Genomic DNA, 18,883 nt, shown 5'->3' with positions numbered 1-18,883 from the left:
GACATGTAATGAAGGAAAATAAGATTATCTTTACCGGTCCGGTCGGAGTGGGTAAAACAACAGCTATTTCAGCTTTGTCGGATGAACCTCCTGTACAAACGGACGCATCAGCTTCCGATATGACGTTGGTGCGAAAAGGTTATACTACTGTAGCAATGGATTATGGAGTTATTCATTTGGATGAAGAGGTGAAAGTCCATCTTTATGGTACACCAGGGCAGGAACGTTTTAATTTTATGTGGGAAATTTTAAGTCAAGGTAGTATGGGTTTGGTTCTGCTTTTGGATAATACCCGTACTAACCCACTAAAAGACCTGCAATTTTTCTTAGAGGCTTTTCGTGAATTATTGAAAAAAGCCCCGCTGGTTGTCGGTGTTACTAAGATGGATATTCGATCACTGCCAAGCGTTGACGTTTATCAGAAATACTTGGCTCAAAATAATTTTAATGTGCCGGTATTTGAGATTGATGCTCGAAGAGAAGATGATGTAAAACAATTGGTAAGTGCAATGTTGTTCTCAATCGACCCGGGTTTAGAGGTATAAAATAAATGGAATCGACTCTTTCTTTACAATCAAATTTATATCCTAAAGTTACACCGGCAGGGGCATATTATGCGGTGACGAGTGATACCCCCAGTGCCAGCCGCACTTTGTTATATAGCTTGCTGAAGGCAAGTCCGACAGAGGTTATCAGCAGTGAGAAAATTTTGGCATGGGCAGATACCAGTAATATTGATACCGCTTTGAATTTGCTGTACCGCCTGCAACGCCTTGAGTTTCTGTATGGTGATGAAAATGTCAGTAATGAGGAGATACATCTTACTGACGAGCAATTGCCTTCTGTATTGGAGCAACTTTCAAGCTCAGGTAAGGCATTATTGGCAGATGAGAACGGATTGTATTTTGCAAATGCGAATTTCCATCACGAGGCTGCCGAAGAGTTGGGGCTTTTGGCCAGTGAAGTAACAAAGATGGACAGTAGCCATCGCCTATTAATCCGTAATAATCTGCATATTAATAATAATGCATGGGGTATTTGCGATCCTTCAGGACAAAGTGAGTTGACTTTCTTCCCTTTATATATCGGTAATACCAAGTTGATTTTGGTTATCGGCGGTATGCCTGACTTGAACAAGGAGGCATTTGTAACCTTGGTCAAAGTTTTATACCACCGCTATGGCAGCCGTTAACACACTATATACCGATTATTATTTTAGAATGGAATATGTATGCAACAATTATTGATTTCTGTATTAAGCGATTTGAATAATACCTCTCCTGATATTACTGCTTCAGCCGTTATTTCTACTGACGGTTTGCCTATTGCAACTATGTTGCCGTCGCATTTAAATGCAGACCGTGTTGGTGCGATGTCAGCAACATTGTTGGCATTGGGTAACCGCTCCGTCCATGAGTTGGCTTGCGGTGAGCTTGATCAGGTTATGGTGAAAGGGAAGACTGGTTATATTTTGCTGAGTCAGGCAGGAGAAAACGCGGTTTTGGCTTTGATGGCAAGAGAAAGCGGTAAGCTGGGCTTGATTTTGTTGGATGCCAAGCGTGCTGCGAAGCATATTGCTGAAATTCTATAAATTCCGGTATTTATCCGTATTTTAGGAACTTACACCATTGTATTTTTTAAAATAGTGTTGACGTAAGTTACTTCTTTCTCTATAATCCGAAATCTTTCCCCGATAGCTCAGTCGGTAGAGCGACGGACTGTTAATCCGCAGGTCCCTGGTTCGAGCCCAGGTCGGGGAGCCAATTATAAAAGCCTGATTATTTCAGGCTTTTGCCTTATTCACTGAGAGGTCGTCTGAAATATTTCAGAAGGAGACCTTTGCAAAATTCCCCAAAATCCCCTAAATTCCCACCAAGACATTTAGGGGATTTCTCATGAGCACCTTCTTCCAGCAAACCGCACAAGCCATGATTGCCAAACACATCGACCGCTTCCCATTATTGAAGTTGGATCAGGTGATTGATTGGCAGCCGATCGAGCAGTACCTGAATCGTCAAAGAACCCGTTACGTCCGAGACCACCGCGGCCGTCCCGCCTATTCCCTGTTGTCCATGTTCAAAGCCGTCCTGCTCGGACAATGGCACAGCCTCTCCGATCCCGAACTCGAACACAGCCTCATCACCCGCATCGATTTCAACCTGTTTTGCCGTTTTGACGAACTGAGCATCCCCGATTACAGCACCTTATGCCGCTACCGAAACTGGCTGGCGCAAGACGACACCCTGTCCGAATTGCTGGAACTGATTAACCGCCAACTGACCGAAAAAGGCCTAAAAATAGAGAAAGCATCTGCCGCCGTCATTGACGCCACCATTATTCAGACCGCCGGCAGCAAACAGCGTCAAGCCATAGAAGTCGATGAAGAAGGACAAGTCAGCGGCCAAACCACACCGAGCAAAGACAAAGATGCCCGTTGGACAAAGAAAAACGGTTTATACAGACTCGGTTACAAACAACATACCCGTACCGATGAGGAAGGCTATATCGAGAAACTGCATATCACCCCCGCCAATACCCATGAGTGCAACCACCTGTTGCCTTTGTTGGAGGGCATTGCCGAAGATACGACCGTCTATGCCGATAAAGGCTACGACAGTGCGGAAAACCGACAACATCTGAAAGAACATCGGTTGCTGGACGGCATTATGCGCAAAGCCCACCGCAACCGTCCGCTGACGGAAGCGCAAACCAAACGTAACCGATATTTGTCGAAGACCCGTTATGTGGTGGAACAAAGCTTCGGTACGCTGCACCGTAAATTCCGCTACGCCCGGGCAGCCTATTTCGGGCTGATTAAAGTGAGTGCGCAAAGCCATCTGAAGGCGATGTGTTTGAACCTATTGAAAGCGGCTAACAGGCTAAGTGTGCCTGTTGCCGCCTAAAAGGCGGTCCGGATGCCTGATTATCGGGTATCCGGGGAGGATTAAGGGGGTATTTGGGTAAAATCAGGAGGTATTGGGGGGAAGGAAATGGCCGAAAACCTGTGTTTGGGTTTCGGTTGTCGGGGGAAGGGCTTTTTTGCAAAGGTCTCAATCAGGTATGGGCAGGGATCAATCAGGTGTTCGGTCAGAAACTTGGCGGCACTGTCTGAGGTTTTGTCCGGCAAAATGGCGGCGTATAGCGCCCCTGAGAAATCGTCGATGGCGACAAACAGGTAATCCCGCTTATCGGTGGCTTTCTGCCCTTTGAGCAGCGGCAGCCGTTTGGTATCGAGATGTACCGGCTCTCCGGGGTAGGATTTATTGTAGCGTTTGGCCTGCTTTTTGAGTTTTTCCTGAATGCCGCGTTCTACCTTGGCCAGGCGTTTCATTCCGTACTTAGCCTGTTTGAAACGGTTGTTGGTACTGGTTTGGGGTTTGAGCAGTCTGCCTCTTGCGGCTTTAAGGGCGCGGTAAATGGTGACGCGGCTGACTTGGTAGCGGCGTGCCAGGGAGGTGATGCTTTCCTTCCCCTGCGTGTAGGCCAGCCAAATGGCTTGGCGGTGGTGCGGGGTGAGACGTGTATTTTTGTGTATGTTCATGTTTCAGTATTCTCCTGGAAATACTGTAAACAACGCTACTGGTTTCTACACCTAATCAACAAAGGCAACACCTTCAATCATCATATTCAATGAATTGCTGCCCATCCAAACATTCAACCAATTTTCGAAGGGTTTTAGCACAACTCTCCGACTCTATAACGCTATGCGCGGTCTCACGATAAATCGGATCTCGAACCGTATACAATTCACGTAATTTCTTTAAAGGATCGTCCGTTTTTAAAAGCGGGCGGCTGCTATCATAACGTGTACGCTCCAACAGCACTTCAGGTAATGCATGCAAATAAACCACCGTACCATGCTCACGCAAGAAACGTCGGTTTTCTTCACGCAAAACCGAGCCACCTCCCGTCGACAACACAATGCCGTTTAATGCCGACAGCTTTTTCAGCATCAAAGTCTCACGGTGTCGGAATCCTTCCTCTCCCTCCATCTCGAAAATAGTGGAAATAGAAACACCTGACGCTGAGCAAATTTCCAAATCACTATCATAAAACGGGCAATCGTACATTTGAGCAAACTGCCTTCCCAGCGTTGTTTTTCCTGCTCCCATCAATCCGATGAGAATTAAATTACCATTGAGCTTTTCCATGAAGGTGTTCATCCGATACAAGATTTATGAATACTGCCGAGCATGCGTTGGTGCTTATTTATACTTAGTTTCCAACAGTACCGATTATATCGTGTTTACTCCTGCTTACCTAAGACCATGGATGGCATTAAAGATTAAAGTGATGTTTTCAGACGACCTCTCTATAGTAATAGCAGCTTCATTCCCACTCATTTGTCACAAACAATTTAGAATGAAAGCAGCCCTCAGTGTATAAAAAACTCAATATCTCTTACTATGTGGCGAAGTCTAGATTGAACTCTTCAATAAATAGAAATACATCATCGAATATAGCTATTACCATTTATGGATATTTCACCATATTCCTTCCGAAATAAACAAAAATCCCTAAAATTCCCTATCTAATTTGTGCCAATTAAAAAGGCATATACTCTTCCGAGTATATGCCTTTTCCAATTTTAGTAGCGGAGATTGCTGCCTACACCATCCATAATTCGCGGAGTGATGAAAACCAGCAATTCACGACGCTCTTCTTTTTTCGCACGGGATTTGAACAAATTGCCTACCACTGGCAAATCGCCCAATAATGGTACTTTGTTAATCGTATCGCTATTATCTTCTTCATAGATACCGCCAACAATCAACGTGCCACCATCTTCAACCATTGCCTGAGTATTCAGGTTTTTAGTCTGAATACATTTGGTAATCAAAGAGTCCACTGTACAGTCTTGCGGCGTATCTTTGGTAATTTTTACAGTCATGATAACTTGACCATCAGGCGTTACATTCGGCGTTACCGTTAAGCCCAACACGGCTTTTTTGAACGAAACCGAAGTTGCACCACTGGAAGAAGCCTCCTGATACGGAATTTCAGTACCGGACTCAATAGTAGCCTCTCTACGGTCTTGAGTCAGGACACGCGGATTAGAAATGGTCTTACTTTTACCAGTAGCTTCCGAAGCAGAAATTTCCAAACCCAATGCACCTGATGACAAAGCTCGTACTAGAGCAATATTATTAGTCGCTGCTGCTGCAGGCAGGCTAATATTCGGTTGTAAAGACCATGTACGGTAATTAGCATCACCTCGCAAAACAGCTGAATTAGTATTATGGTTATCTTGCGCATTACTCCAAGAGTTACCCCAAGCGTTGCGTCCTTTGGAACCTGCGACACCGAATTTCACCCCCAAATCACGTGAAAAACCGTCTTTTGCTTCAACAATACGGGCTTCAACCATGACTTGACGAGTCGGTACATCCAACTCCTCAATCAACTTACGGAATTTTTCTACAACATTTCGATTATCTGTAATAATCAAAGTATTCGTTGCAGGATCAATCAGCGCACTACCACGGCCACTCAACAAGGTATTTCTACCATTGGAGTTTCCACTATTGTTGTCGTCCAAACGTAAAATTTTACGAAACTCTTCTACATTCTTGTATTTTAATTGGAAGGTTTGGGAATATAAAGGCCCCAATTCGGCAATTTCTTTCTCTGCCTGTAAGAAAGCCTTATCTTTGGCCAACAATTCATCACGAGGTGCAATATTGATGATATTTCCTTGTCGGCGCATATCCAAATTACGCGCCTGCATAACCAAATCCAAAGCCTGATCCCAAGGCACATCTTTCAAAGAAAGTGTCATTTTGCCATTCACGGAATCACTGGCCACGATATTAACCCCGGACTCCTTCGCAAGGATTTGCAAAATGGTACGCACCTCAATATCTTGAAAATCCAGGGAAATTTTACGGCCGCGGAAAGATTTGTTTGGATTTGCATTCAACCCACTTGATTCCGTACTAGCGGACTTAGGCATTACTTCAAAAGCAAATTGACCATTTGCAGCTTTGGTATTGAAATCCCAATTGCCATTATTGCGAATAATGAGTTGGGCATCATTTCCAATACGTTTTAACGTAATATTTTTAACCGGTGTACTGAAATCTGCAACATCCAAACTGCGTTGCGCTTGTGTTGGCAACGGATAATTTTTCAGAGTAATAATCACCCGATCACGTTGTTGCTTCACTTCAGGTTTGCCTGTGAAAGCAGGCGCATTCAATTCCACAATACCTGAGTTATGTGCACCTTTCCTGAAGTCAATATTAGCTGAATTTACCGTTTGTTTAACTGTTTCAGACGAGCTTGCCTTCTGACGTGCATTTGCATTATTTGAAATAGCCGTAGAAGTTTCGGTTCGATCAGATGATTCTGTAACGAATACCCATACTTCATTACCATGGACTTCGGTATTATATTGCGCTGCTTTATTCAATCCCAAAACAATGCGAGATCGGTCATTATTCTGAGCCGCAGTAATTTGATTTAACAAAGGATCTGCGTATTCCAATACAGGTTGAGCCAATTGAATATTTGTTTTGGCAAAATCCAAGGCAATTCGGGACGGGGTGGATGTAACAAAGCCGCTCGGGCTAATCACATCCCGGTCAAAACGTATTTTGATAATTTTTTGACTATCCGGCAAAGTTGATACATTAATATCAGTAATATTACCTGCCAACGCAATTTGTGCTGCCGCAATCATACTGATGCCGGCAAATAATTTCGTCATATTCTTAGTTTTCATGAAGTGAGACCCCTTAAATTAGTTTGAATTCGTTGCTAAAGCATTACCGACATCATTTGAACTGTTTTCAGCATTATTGCTTAATGGCAATTCCGCCTTTCGATAAATCCAATTGCCCGAACTATCCTCAACCAATTCTGTCAAAACAATCAAATCATCAGTAATGCTTTGGATTTTTCCATAATTTTGTCCGATATAGTTCCCCGGATAAACTGTATAGACATGTCCATTTACATCAATAAAACCGGCAGTTTTACTGCCATTGCTCAGCATCCCTACGTACCGCATATTTTCTAAACTGAATGCTTCCAATGCTTCTTTTGGACGATTAGGATTCGGGGCGTTACTACCTTTAGGTGCATTATCCAACCGTCGAAAATCGAATGCATTTAAACCACCATAAGCCGGTGGATTATAAACAGCCGGAGGGTTCACTACCGGAGCCTCAAATGGAATAATATGAGACTTAGCATCCTGACGTGTCTTAGTCATCCACTCATTCAAATCGTCATATGCCGGTGTACACCCCGTCAATGACAGGATACTTGTAAGTAAGAAAATTTTATTTTTCATGATTTTCCTATCATTTATTATTTTTGTTCAGAATTGGCTTGGCCATTTTCTGAATCCCCCTGTGCCTGACTCTGCTGAGCGGCCAGTTCTGCTGCTACTTCATCTGATGGGCGGGCTTTATACGTCGTCGCAATTGCTCTGAGTGTTAAAGTATCGTTTTTACTATCTTTGCTATTTTTACCATCTGAAACATGCGATATTTTTAACGACTCCAATGTAATAATCCGCGATAACCCACCAACATCTCTAGCAAATTGGTTAATCTGATTATATTTGCCCGTAATCGATATTTCATAAGGCAACTTCTGTATCGGCCCATCATTGACCGGAACCTGTGGAACTACACTATCTAAGCGAAGACCGTTTGCTGAACCTGCCTGGTGCAGTTCTTGAATCAAAGTAGGAATTTCAGCATCAGTCGGTAGCTGTTTTAACAAGATGTCAAATGAAGAACGAATAGATGTTAATTCAGCTTTCAAGTTATCCAAACTTGCAGCCTCAATACTCTTTTTCGTATATGTTTCCTTTAACTCTGCCTCCTTTGCCTCTTGGGTTGAAAGTGTTTCCAGCTGATCACGAAATACTATTCCATAGCCAACTGCCAATACTCCTGCAACTGCTAATGCAGCTAATACAAACTTTGCAGCAGGATTCAACAAATATAAATTCTGAATATCCAAATTTTTTAATTTTGCTGAGGCCATTTACTTTTCCTCCCCGTTCTGTGCTTTCGTCGAATCATCATTAATTGTTTCTCTCTCCGACTTGACTGGAATACTCGCAGAACCAATCATAGATTTAATATTAAACTCTTGATAATTATCAATTTTCTTAATTTCCAAAAGTTCTGGCTGCATAAAAATACCTGTACTTGGCAAAGACCGCATAAACATGGCAATTTTATTATCGCTAATCGCTCGACCTGTAATCTTATAAGAAGTCGGATTTTCTGCATCAAGAGAAGTGATATAAGTATTATCTGGAATAACCACATTCAAACTATCGATGATATATGCAGCTTGGGAACGTTTTTCTTGCAACTCCTCAACTTTTTGCTTTTTAGCCAAGAAGTTTTCTTTTTCCTGCTGTAATTTTTTTATTTCTCCTAAATCATTATCCAACTTGGTAATTTCTGCTTCCAAAAATGCATTCCTACTTTCTTGATCACTAATAGCATTAGTGATCGCTAAATAAGCTATTGCAGATAAACCAACTCCTATTAATAACGAAGAAAGCATCAAAATTTTAAATTGCTGTCTTTTACGTTGCTTAATTTCTTCTCTATATGGAAGAAGGTTAATTTTAATTAATTCAGTCATATTACAATCCCCTTAATGCTAATCCAAATGCAAGTGTCAAAGCAGAAGCATCAACTTGTAACTGTGACAAATCGACCTTACCGCCTCGCTCCACATATGTAACTGGCTGAATACATTGTGTTGCTGTATTTGTCTGCGAAAAAATGCTTTCAGCCAAACCAGTCTGTTGCGATGCAGAGCCAGTTAATAAAATATGCTTCACATTTGAAAAAGCATCTGTCGGCTGTGTTGTGTAATAAAACTGTAATACTCTTTGCACTTCCTGAGCCACTTGAACATTAAAACGGTCTGCAATTTGTGTTTGATAATCAGTTGGTTTACTCGTAGATACCATCATTTGGGCAGCTTTTTCTTCCGTAACCTGATATGTACGTTGAATCAACTGGTTCAATTGCTCAGTACTTACAGGCATTTCCTGCTTGTATAAAATTTGCCCATTCTGAATAATTAACGCATACATCTGTGTTGCATAAATTCCAAATATAGCAACTTTTTCATTTGTTAATTCAGGAGCGTACTGGTTAATCCAAAATACGAAGGCATTACGCTGCGCTAATAAATCCAAATCTAACGCCGATAAGGACAATCCTGCCCCCTCAAACATTTCGATCATAGGTTCAACGTCATCCTTACGCGCTGCAACCGTCAAAATCTGCTGCCCTGCCGGAATAACAGACGTACCGACGACCTGATAATCATAATTTATTTCATCGATAGGTCCGATTGAGGAGATTTCGGATTCTGCAAATTCATCCAAATCCAACTCAGTATCCTTTTGTGAATAAACCACTTGCTCAATCGTCGCCAATCCTTGAGGGATAGCTGCAATAATACTCTTACAAGAACTGCGCAATTGCGAATATGCATGTTGCAAATAAGTGACAAGTTGGTCGTAGTCTTGAATTTTGTTACCTTTTACAATATTTTTAGGTAATTTAGTAATAACGTATTTTTCCAACTGAATTTGGTTTAAACTACGCCCTGACAGCTGAACCATCTTGATGGCATGCTGACTAATATCGATGCCGATGGCAGAACGGTTGCTTAACCCTGAAGAGGACTTTCCAGCCTTACTAGTTGTATTTTTAGGGTTTTTTGATAAGCCAATCATAAGATTTCCCTGTATTATTTAGGAGTGAGTAACTGTTTTGATATCCGTAAAGGACTTGCTCTTTACACGAGAAATGCCGTGTTTTATTGAAATCGACATCTATTTTACTTTATTTAATACCAATAATGGCAAAATTATTACCTAGTCATGATTAAAAAGATTATAACAACCTGTATCGGTTTGATGTTGGGCCTAGCAATTTTTACTACTGGATTGATTGCTATAGCAATTTTAGTAACCTACCCAAAACTTCCTCCCTTAGACTCCTTACAACACTACCAACCCAAAATGCCATTAACTATTTACTCGGCAGATGGGCAAATTATTGGCGTCTATGGTGAGCAACGGCGTGAATTTACCAAAATCAACGATTTCCCCGATATTCTCAAGAACGCGGTTATTGCCGCAGAAGACAAACGCTTTTACGAACATTGGGGAGTAGATGTTTGGGGTATTGCTCGAGCAGCGATTAGTAATATCGTTGCAGGAGGCGTTCAATCTGGTGCAAGCACTATCACTCAACAAGTTGCCAAAAACTTCTATTTAAGCAGTGAACGTACATTTACCCGAAAATTTAACGAAGCACTTTTAGCCTATAAAATTGAACAATCCTTGAGCAAGGATAAGATTTTAGAGCTATATTTCAACCAGATTTACTTGGGACAACGCGCTTATGGGTTTGCTTCGGCAGCGCAGATTTATTTCAATAAAAATGTTAAAGATTTGACTTTGGCCGAGGCTGCCATGTTGGCCGGACTACCTAAGGCACCTTCTGCATACAATCCCATTGTGAATCCAGAACGCGCCAAACTGCGACAAACTTATATCCTGAATAATATGCTAGAAGAAGGGATGATTACTTCTCAGCAACGTGACGACGCATTAAAAGAAGAATTACATTACGAGCGGTTTGTACAAAAAATTGATCAAAACGCGTTGTATGTAGCAGAAATGGTTCGTCAAGAACTATATGAAAAATATGGTGAAGAAGCCTACACTCAAGGCTTTCATGTTTATACAACCGTAAATACCGCAAATCAGCGTGTTGCTACCGAAGCATTGCGTAAGGTCTTAAGAAACTTTGACCGAGGCAGTAGCTACAGAGGAGCGGAAAACTACATTGACCTCAGCAAAACAGATGATGTTGAAGAAACAGTCAGCCAATATTTATCTACTTTATATACTGTGGATAAAATGGTTCCTGCAGTTGTCTTAGAAGCCTCTCGAAAAGCGGTACAAATCCAACTACCCAACGGTCGTAAAATTACCCTTGACACTAAATCGTTAGGTTTTGCAGCTAAAGCAGTTAATAATGAAAAGATGGGGGAAGACCGTATCCGACGCGGTTCAGTCATCAGAGTAAAAAATATTGGCAATGGCTGGACCGTTGTACAAGAACCTTTACTACAAGGTGCACTTGTTTCTTTAGATGCCAAAACCGGGGCTGTTCAAGCATTAGTTGGTGGCTATGACTACCATAGCAAAACTTTTAACCGTGCAACTCAGGCAATGCGCCAACCTGGTTCAACATTCAAGCCTTTTGTATATTCCGCTGCATTAGCTAAAGGCATGACAGCCTCAACCATGATCAATGATGCCCCAATATCCCTACCAGGAAAAGGAGCAAATGGTAGCGTGTGGTCACCCAAAAATTCAGATGGGCGTTATTCTGGTTATATTACATTGCGCCAAGCATTAACCGCATCGAAAAATATGGTTTCTATCCGCATCCTGATGTCTATCGGAATTGGATATACCCAGCAATATGCCCAACGTTTTGGTTTCAAACCGTCTGAACTTCCCGCAAGTTTATCAATGGCTTTAGGTACTGGAGAAACCACTCCACTCCGTATTGCAGAAGCATATAGTGTTTTTGCTAATGGCGGATATAAAATCTCAGCTTATGTGATTGACAAAATCTACGATAGCCAAGGTCGTCTGAAAGCACAGATGCAACCCTTAATTGCCGGAGAAAATGCTCCTCAGGCGATTGACCCTCGAAACGCATATATCATGTATAAAATTATGCAAGATGTAGTTCGTGCAGGTACTGCTCGAGGTGCATCAGCATTAGGTCGAAGCGATATTGCCGGAAAAACCGGAACAACCAATGACAACAAAGATGCATGGTTTGTCGGTTTCAATCCTAAAGTGGTAACTGCTGTTTATGTTGGTTTTGACAAGCCCCGCAGCATGGGGCGTGCCGGCTACGGTGGTACGATTGCAGTTCCAGTCTGGGTAGATTATATGCGTTACGCCCTCAAAGGCACTGAAAACAAAGGCATGAAGGCACCTGAAGGCATAGTTTCTAATGGTGGTGAGTATTATATGAAGGAACGACTGACTACCAGCTCCGATTTAGCCTTAGAAAACGGTGGAGTAGCACCACACCCGACCACTCAACCATCTAGACGTACTCGTCAACCTTCTGACAATAATATGTCTGATACCCAAAACTCTAGCCGCCCTGGGCGCCAAGAGTTACAAGAGGAACCGGTTTTGCCAAGCAATACCGGCAATAATAAACAGTTAGACTCTTTATTCTAAAACCAAAATTTTAAATTATTGAAAATAAAGCGGTCTTGCTATTAAAGCAGCAAGACCGCTTTATTTTAACCAACCTTCTAATTAATACATACCGTACCCTACGCCAATAAACCAATAGCTGCTCAGAATATCTTATTCAAATACTAATAAAATCAATTAGATACTTAATATTTTCATCTTTTACTTTGGCCTTCACTCGAATCTAAAAAATAATTTTCATATCTTTCAGAAAGTTATCTTGAATTTAAAAATTTGTTATTGATAATAATTACTATTATTATATAATAGTAATCACTCGGATGCCGTCCTGCTTCGAGTCATTAAACAACGACCCCCTTCATTTTCTTATCTCATCGGAGTGCGCATATACGAGACATACTGTTCCCCTTATATCAGATACTCAAAACCGAAAAACACAAAGCCCGCTACTTTTTAAGTAACGGGTTTTGTGTTTTTCTCAACAAAACATCATTTGAAACCTAGTCATCGCTCCTAAACAGTCAGCCCCTATTATTCAAATACACCAAAGGGAAAACTAAAATAGTAAATTGATTGAGGATCATATTGGCATTTCTATAAAACTTTCTTTACATTCCCTAATTGTTACTAGTCCACTTATACCCTATCAGCAATCAACAGAGAGCAAAATGGCAGCTTGATTAACAAGCCGCCATTGTTTTCCTCAGCGTACTTTTTTACCTGTACTTTTTTTTGAGACATTTCGTCCCAAAGGCTCAAGCTTAAACCCTCCGCCCAATTGGGTATTTAAATTACTCCATGCAATCAATGACTCGGCTTGATATTGTGCTTTCTGCATTTTTAATTGGAGAAGTTCGTTCTGTTTTTGTAGAGCAGATAGACCATTATCTAATCCCGCATTGACACGACTATTCGCGTTACGGACTGTTTTTTCAGCAGTTTCCTGCATTTTTTCCCAAACGCTTTGTCGTTTCTGCATATTTTGATAGTCAACAACTGCATCAGCAGCAGCACGCATAGCATTTAAAACAGTACGGTCATAAAGAGCTACCTGTTCGTTATATTCAGCACGCCGCCCTGCCAACTTAGATTGTAATGCTCCTGAAGTAAAAATTGGCAGATTTAAGGCAGGAAGTACACCAATCATACCCGATGTGCGTCCTCGTACAACATTAAAAGCATCAATATGTGCCAGACCTGCCAAAACTTTGAGTTCTATATTTGGGTAAAACTCAGCTTCTGTTGCTTTGACCGTATTGAACCGAGATTCCAACATAGCTTTTTGTGCAGCAATATCCGGGCGGGCACCCAATAAATCTGCATGAATTTTATTGACTGGAACAACGGGAACTGCTGCCATTTTTTCAGGCATATACAAAGATAAACCGTCAGGGGTTGTCCCGCTTAATATTGCTAAAGCATGACGCACTTTAGCAATTCGGCGCTCTAACTCCAGCTTTTCCAACTGCATACTTTGCTGTTGCATTTCAACCGGATAAAGCGATTCTGCAGAAGCTAGGCGGGCATTAATCCTTCTGCGTATCAGTTGCTGCATTTTGTCTGCAGTTTCCATACGCTCAGATAATAGATTTTGTTGTATTAACAACATCTGCCATGTGAAATATTGTGATGCAACCGCATTGGCGATATCAATGCGCGTTTGATGAGCCTCATACAGAATGGCCTTGCGCTTTCCTAATATGGACGCGGCCTGTTTCCGGTTCTTGCCCCAAAAGTCAAACGACCAAGTACCCTGTAAAGCAGTATTTGCCAATAATAAGGTATGGTCAGTATCAATATGACCGGATGAAGGCTTAGGAGCAACATATGCTCCTGCCCCTCGCGCGGACAACCCGATTTGCATTTTGTTTGCGGCTTCAGTTATTCCCAGCTGCGCTTGTGCTTGTTCGAAGCGCGCCTTAGCAATACGCAAATCGGGAGCATTACGGATAGAGAGTGCAACTAATTGGTTAAGTTTTTGGTCGTTCAGTTGCATCCACCACGCATCTTGAACCATGGCTGCAGACTTACCTTCAGATAGCCCGTAATTGGTAGGTTCTTCCAAAGGAGCCTGTTTACCGAATTGAGCGCAGGCAGAAAGTAGAATGGCGGTAGCGATACAGATTCCCTGTTTGTAGGGATTGGCTTTCATGGAATACTCCGTTTTATCATCGGTATCCGCCACATCCTGCATCCGCTTTATCAGCCCTCCAGCCGGCGCAGCAGCTTACCCAACAAATATTGCAACTGGTTGTAATCTTCATCGGTGAAATCTTTCCAAGCCTCTTGGCTCGTACTGGAAACCTGCGGCCATACTTTTTGGATAAAAACCTCACCTTCGGGGGTCAATTTTAGCACAATCTGACGGCGGTCCTGCTGGTTGATATAGCGTGCAACCCAGCCTCGGCTAACCATTTCGTCCGACAATCGGGTTGCACTGGTGCGGGTCAGATCCATCAAATCACTCAAGCGTGATGGCAAAATTTCACTGTTCGGGCTGACGTAAACCGCCATCAAGGCAAACCAGAGGTTTTCATTGATGCCATATACTTTCAGATTGTCATTCAGATGCGAACTGAGGCGTTCGGTTACGACTCGCAACATCCGTCCAGCCCTGGTCTGCTGCTCGGAAAATTGAGGCAGGCGGTCAGATAGGGTTTTTAATGCCGTGGTCAAATCGGTTTGTGAAAAACTCATGGTTTATTCCTCTTAATTACCAACTTCAATCGCTGCGCCCTTCGGACGAGGGCAACGATGAAAAAATCATTGAATCAAAATACCAAATATTTATTTTATGTGAACATACTAATCTAATTGACTATTCTTCTGATGAAAATCTGACAATCGGTTAAAGTTAATAACGAGTGGTACTTTTTATGCATAAAACATTATTTGCATTCGAGCGAACTACCCATTTTTGTCTTCCATCAAACCGACTCTTAGAACTTTCAAACATCTGCTTAGTTCTTACCACATAGCCTCATTTACCCGCAATTGACAGAAATAAGCTGAAAATAAAGCAATCATTTGAAAAATTACATTTTTAATCATTTTTTAAAATTGCGTTTACAATTCAAATCGTTTAATTGCGAATATCTTCAGACGATCCCCGATGCTGCATAAAGGTTACACATCACCCCTGCCTTATATTACAATCCGCCCTTCGTGGTTCGAAAACCTCCCACATTAAAAAACTAAGGAAACCCTCATGTCCCGCAACACTGAAGAGCTGCAAGGCATCTCGCTTTTGGGCAATCAAAAAACCCAATATCCGACCGGCTACGCCCCCGAAATTCTCGAAGCATTCGACAACAAACATCCCGACAACGACTATTTCGTCAAGTTCGTCTGTCCCGAATTCACCAGCCTCTGCCCCATGACCGGGCAGCCCGACTTTGCCACCATCTACATCCGCTATATCCCGCATATCAAAATGGTGGAAAGCAAGTCCCTGAAACTCTACCTATTCAGCTTCCGCAACCACGGCGATTTCCATGAAGACTGCGTCAACATCATCATGAAAGACCTGATTGCCCTGATGGATCCGAAATACATCGAAGTTTTCGGCGAATTCACACCGCGCGGCGGCATCGCCATTCATCCCTTTGCCAATTACGGCAAAGCAGGTACCGAGTTTGAAACACTGGCACGCAAACGCCTGTTCGAACACAACAGCCAATAATCCATCCCCTTTTACGCATTTTCAGACGACCTTTTTCATGAAAAGGTTGTCTGAAAGCCTTTCCGAAAGATTTCCATGTACGAATTTACAACAGCGCAACAACAGAAGGCACTCTTCTGGCTGGTGCTTTTCCATATCCTCATCATCGCCGCGAGCAACTATCTGGTGCAGTTTCCCTTCCAAATTTTCGGCATCCACACCACTTGGGGCGCGTTTTCCTTCCCCTTCATCTTCCTTGCCACCGACCTGACCGTCCGCATTTTCGGTTCGCACTTGGCACGGCGGATTATCTTTTGGGTCATGTTCCCCGCCCTTTTGCTTTCCTACATCTTTTCCGTTTTGTTCCACGACGGCAGTTGGACAGGCTTAGGCGCGCTGTCCGAATTCAACACCTTTGTCGGACGCATCGCCTTAGCCAGCTTTGCCGCTTACGCACTCGGACAAATCCTTGATATTTTTGTGTTCAACAAATTACGTCGTCTGAAAGCGTGGTGGATCGCCCCGACCGCATCAACCGTCATCGGCAACGCCTTGGATACGTTGGTATTTTTCGCCATTGCCTTTTACGCCAGCAGCGATGAATTTATGGCGGCAAACTGGCAGGGCATCGCATTTGTCGATTATCTGTTCAAACTCACCATCTGCACCCTCTTCTTCCTGCCGGCCTACGGCGTGATTTTGAATATCTTGACGAAGAAGCTGACTGCACTGCATCCTGCTCCCCTCGCCAAACAGACGGTTTCTTTACAAGAAAACTGAAAGGAACGCTAAAAACTGCGTACCCGTATCAAAAAAAGGTCGTCTGAAACCTCAAATTCGGTTTCAGACGACCTTTTTTTGATAACAAGTCTCTTATGGCAATCACACAACATAACACATGAAATAAAAACATTACCTGCCGCTCTTGCTCAAAAACGAATGTACTCCCTCACCGCCATGAAGGCATGTTTCAAAATGACAGCAAATACATATCTCTAAATCTCTTTTGCAGAAATACCGTCCTGATATTTCCGTTTCAATTTCCTATCAATTTATAGTGGATTAACTTTAAATCAGGACAAGGCGACGAAGCCGCAGACAGTACAGATAGTACGGAACCGATTCACTTGGTGCTTCAGCACCTTAGAGAATCGTTCTCTTTGAGCTAAGGCGAGGCAACGCCGTACTGGTTTAAAGTTAATCCACTATATCATTGAGATTCTGGCGCATTCTGTTATTTGCAATCCCTCCCAAAAAACTTTCCTCAAGCCCTATGAACTGGAAAAAGTTTTCGTATCCATCCCAATGTAAAAGGTCGTCTGAAACCTTAAACCTGGTTTTCAGACGACCTTTTAAAGCATGCCCCAATACTATATGGGTAGCCTAATTAATCCAATTGCGCCACAGAAACAGGAAGCCCGCGGACAGAAGCCAGTATGGTATTTGCCGATTTCTGCTGCTGACGGAACGCAGCCATGTTGGTTGGCGTCAGCTTAGGTGTCGGCAGGGCAACCGTAGTCGGGTTGACAGGCTGACTGTTCACCCGTGCTTCATAGTGCAGATGCGGACCAGTAGAACGTCCCGTCGTACCAACAAATCCGATCACTTCGCCTGCACGCACCGTACCTTGGGCAGGGGTAAACGCGCTCATATGCCCGTATAAGGTTTCAACGCCGTTAGAATGGCGGATCATAACGGTATTACCGTAGCCGCCCTTCCAGCCTTTGAAGGTAATCACGCCGTCAGCGGTCGCTTTAATCGGCGTACCGGAAGGAGCCGCGTAGTCAATACCGGTATGCATACGGACGGTATGCAAAACGGGGTGGACCCGGTAACCGAATGGCGATGAAATGCGCGTATAGACGACAGGTTCGATGTTGAAGCCCGCTTTTTGCTGGAGCGATTTACCGCTTTGATCATAATAGCTGCCGCTCTCTTCGTCGCCTTTACCCTGGCTGTAATAATAGGCTTGATGGTTTTTACCGCCTTTGACGATTTCAGCCGCCAGAATATTGCCCGTACCCATTTGTTGTCCGCGGAAATACATACTGTCATACAGCAATCGTATTACATCGCCTTCTTTCAAATCCTCCAAGCTCAGTACGTCGGAGAAAATTTCGCTCAGCGACTCGCGGATTTCGACAGGAATTTCCGCCTGCGCCATTGCACCGCGTGCGGAAGTGCGGACAACGACGGAACGCAGGGTCGGCATGGTCTTCATATCCACTTCTGAAGTAGAAGCCTGCCATTTGCCTTTGACTTTTTCCAAAGCGACAAGGTTGCGCTCAAGCTCTTCATCCGTGAAAAACTGTACGTCGGTAACTTGTCCCGAAGCATCGATGCGGATATTGACAGACTGGTTGGCGCGCAAATGTTGCATATCGCGTTCCGCACTGTTTTTCGCCATGATTTGCTTGATGTCGGTTTGGGGCACACCCATGCGGGTAAGTACATCGGCGAGGGAATCGCCCTGCTGAACAACTTCTTGCGCCCAGTAACTGGACTGAAAATTACCGGCTTCAACATAAACCGCCGGCAGTTCTTCAGAAACGCGCTCGACTTTGAATCCTTGATACTCGGGAACAGGTTCGGTTACTGCATAGGCAGTCATCGCGCCGGAAACAGGCAAAAGGATGCCCAACAGAGACCAACGGATAGGTTTGTTGTGCCAAAATCGGCGCAATAAGGGAAATCGGGTTGTTTCGATCACGAATTATCCTTTTAATGCGGCGGTGCGGCTGCTTTATCAATCCGCACGGGCAATGTGATTTTCATTTAAAAGAAGGCTGTCTGCTATTTATCCGTCTTTCAGACGACCTTTTTCATATTTCGGCAAACAGCACAATGGGGAACCAAGGGCGTATTATCAAGGCTATTGTTTTGATTTACACCCGTTTTTTCTGAAATTTACGTCCGTAATTATATCACAATCGCGTATATTGCCTCAAACACCCCATCCCATAGCCATT

Annotated in this window: 16 protein-coding genes, 1 tRNA gene, 1 pseudogene and 1 riboswitch; of the genes and pseudogenes, 8 read left to right on the top strand and 10 right to left on the bottom strand. The window is 43.1% G+C overall.

All coding sequences use genetic code 11. The annotated features are described in order from the left end of the window. Positions 1-8 precede the first annotated feature (8 nt). From J7445_RS11690 to J7445_RS11670, 5 genes are all read left to right on the top strand, one after another. Positions 9-545 (top strand): GTP-binding protein, encoded by a 537-nt coding sequence (locus J7445_RS11690; protein ID WP_003743737.1) that lies wholly within the window; start codon positions 9-11, stop codon positions 543-545. Positions 546-550: 5 nt separating this feature from the next. Continuing rightward, a complete protein-coding gene (locus J7445_RS11685; RefSeq protein WP_070654376.1) occupies positions 551-1,192 on the top strand; it encodes a peptidase M23 in 642 nt (213 codons plus the stop codon). Between the two features lie 39 nt (positions 1,193-1,231). Next, positions 1,232-1,591 carry a roadblock/LC7 domain-containing protein gene (locus J7445_RS11680; protein ID WP_003743735.1) on the top strand — a complete coding sequence of 120 codons (360 nt, stop codon included), beginning with the start codon at positions 1,232-1,234 and terminating at the stop codon, positions 1,589-1,591. 96 nt (positions 1,592-1,687) lie between these two features. After that, a tRNA-Asn gene (locus tag J7445_RS11675) sits at positions 1,688-1,763 on the top strand. Positions 1,764-1,895: 132 nt separating this feature from the next. After that, a complete protein-coding gene (locus J7445_RS11670) occupies positions 1,896-2,903 on the top strand; it encodes an IS5 family transposase (protein WP_209283070.1) in 1,008 nt (335 codons plus the stop codon). 146 nt (positions 2,904-3,049) lie between these two features. Here the strand turns inward: J7445_RS11670 and J7445_RS11660 are convergent. From J7445_RS11660 to pilM, 7 genes and pseudogenes are all read right to left on the bottom strand, one after another. Continuing rightward, a pseudogene (locus tag J7445_RS11660) lies at positions 3,050-3,541 on the bottom strand (helix-turn-helix domain-containing protein); the annotation flags it as partial. 73 nt (positions 3,542-3,614) lie between these two features. After that, positions 3,615-4,151, bottom strand: coding sequence for a shikimate kinase (locus J7445_RS11655; protein WP_244969483.1), 537 nt, complete (start codon positions 4,149-4,151; stop codon positions 3,615-3,617). Between the two features lie 437 nt (positions 4,152-4,588). Beyond that, entirely contained in the window at positions 4,589-6,724 is a 2,136-nt protein-coding gene (locus tag J7445_RS11650) for a type IV pilus secretin PilQ (protein WP_070655368.1), read from the bottom strand. An 18-nt stretch (positions 6,725-6,742) separates the two neighbouring features. Next, positions 6,743-7,297: a pilus assembly protein PilP gene (locus tag J7445_RS11645; RefSeq protein ID WP_070655369.1), complete on the bottom strand. Its 555-nt coding sequence runs from the start codon at positions 7,295-7,297 to the stop codon at positions 6,743-6,745. A gap of 17 nt (positions 7,298-7,314) precedes the next feature. After that, positions 7,315-8,001 carry a type IV pilus inner membrane component PilO gene (locus J7445_RS11640; RefSeq protein WP_019270411.1) on the bottom strand — a complete coding sequence of 229 codons (687 nt, stop codon included), beginning with the start codon at positions 7,999-8,001 and terminating at the stop codon, positions 7,315-7,317. Next, a complete protein-coding gene (locus J7445_RS11635) occupies positions 8,002-8,616 on the bottom strand; it encodes a PilN domain-containing protein (protein WP_209283069.1) in 615 nt (204 codons plus the stop codon). It lies immediately after the preceding gene. Between the two features lies 1 nt (position 8,617). Next, a complete protein-coding gene (gene pilM, locus J7445_RS11630) occupies positions 8,618-9,727 on the bottom strand; it encodes a type IV pilus assembly protein PilM (RefSeq protein ID WP_070655373.1) in 1,110 nt (369 codons plus the stop codon). A 147-nt stretch (positions 9,728-9,874) separates the two neighbouring features. Here pilM and J7445_RS11625 point away from each other — a divergent pair, with 147 nt between their 5' ends. Next, entirely contained in the window at positions 9,875-12,274 is a 2,400-nt protein-coding gene (locus J7445_RS11625; protein WP_070655375.1) for a penicillin-binding protein 1A, read from the top strand. Positions 12,275-12,956: 682 nt separating this feature from the next. Here J7445_RS11625 and J7445_RS11620 read toward each other — a convergent pair. After that, positions 12,957-14,405: an efflux transporter outer membrane subunit gene (locus J7445_RS11620; protein WP_070655377.1), complete on the bottom strand. Its 1,449-nt coding sequence runs from the start codon at positions 14,403-14,405 to the stop codon at positions 12,957-12,959. Between the two features lie 50 nt (positions 14,406-14,455). Beyond that, positions 14,456-14,950 carry a MarR family transcriptional regulator gene (locus J7445_RS11615; protein ID WP_003743760.1) on the bottom strand — a complete coding sequence of 165 codons (495 nt, stop codon included), beginning with the start codon at positions 14,948-14,950 and terminating at the stop codon, positions 14,456-14,458. A gap of 462 nt (positions 14,951-15,412) precedes the next feature. After that, positions 15,413-15,457: riboswitch (PreQ1 riboswitch) on the top strand. A 4-nt stretch (positions 15,458-15,461) separates the two neighbouring features. Between J7445_RS11615 and queF the strand changes: the two genes are divergently transcribed. Both queF and J7445_RS11605 read left to right on the top strand, forming a co-directional pair. Then, positions 15,462-15,935: a preQ(1) synthase gene (queF, locus tag J7445_RS11610; RefSeq protein ID WP_070655379.1), complete on the top strand. Its 474-nt coding sequence runs from the start codon at positions 15,462-15,464 to the stop codon at positions 15,933-15,935. 75 nt (positions 15,936-16,010) lie between these two features. After that, the gene (locus J7445_RS11605; RefSeq protein WP_070655381.1) at positions 16,011-16,694 is read left to right on the top strand and encodes a 7-cyano-7-deazaguanine/7-aminomethyl-7-deazaguanine transporter; all 684 of its coding nucleotides are present in this window, start codon (positions 16,011-16,013) and stop codon (positions 16,692-16,694) included. Positions 16,695-17,301: 607 nt separating this feature from the next. Here the strand turns inward: J7445_RS11605 and J7445_RS11600 are convergent. Continuing rightward, positions 17,302-18,597 (bottom strand): M23 family metallopeptidase, encoded by a 1,296-nt coding sequence (locus J7445_RS11600; protein ID WP_070655383.1) that lies wholly within the window; start codon positions 18,595-18,597, stop codon positions 17,302-17,304. Between the last annotated feature and the right edge of the window lie 286 nt (positions 18,598-18,883).

Origin of the sequence: Neisseria sicca, assembly GCF_017753665.1 — a bacterium.
Classification (GTDB): Bacteria; Pseudomonadota; Gammaproteobacteria; order Burkholderiales; family Neisseriaceae; genus Neisseria; species Neisseria flava.
Note: the sequence above shows the minus strand (reverse complement) of the source record. Positions and strands in the feature narration are given on the sequence as shown.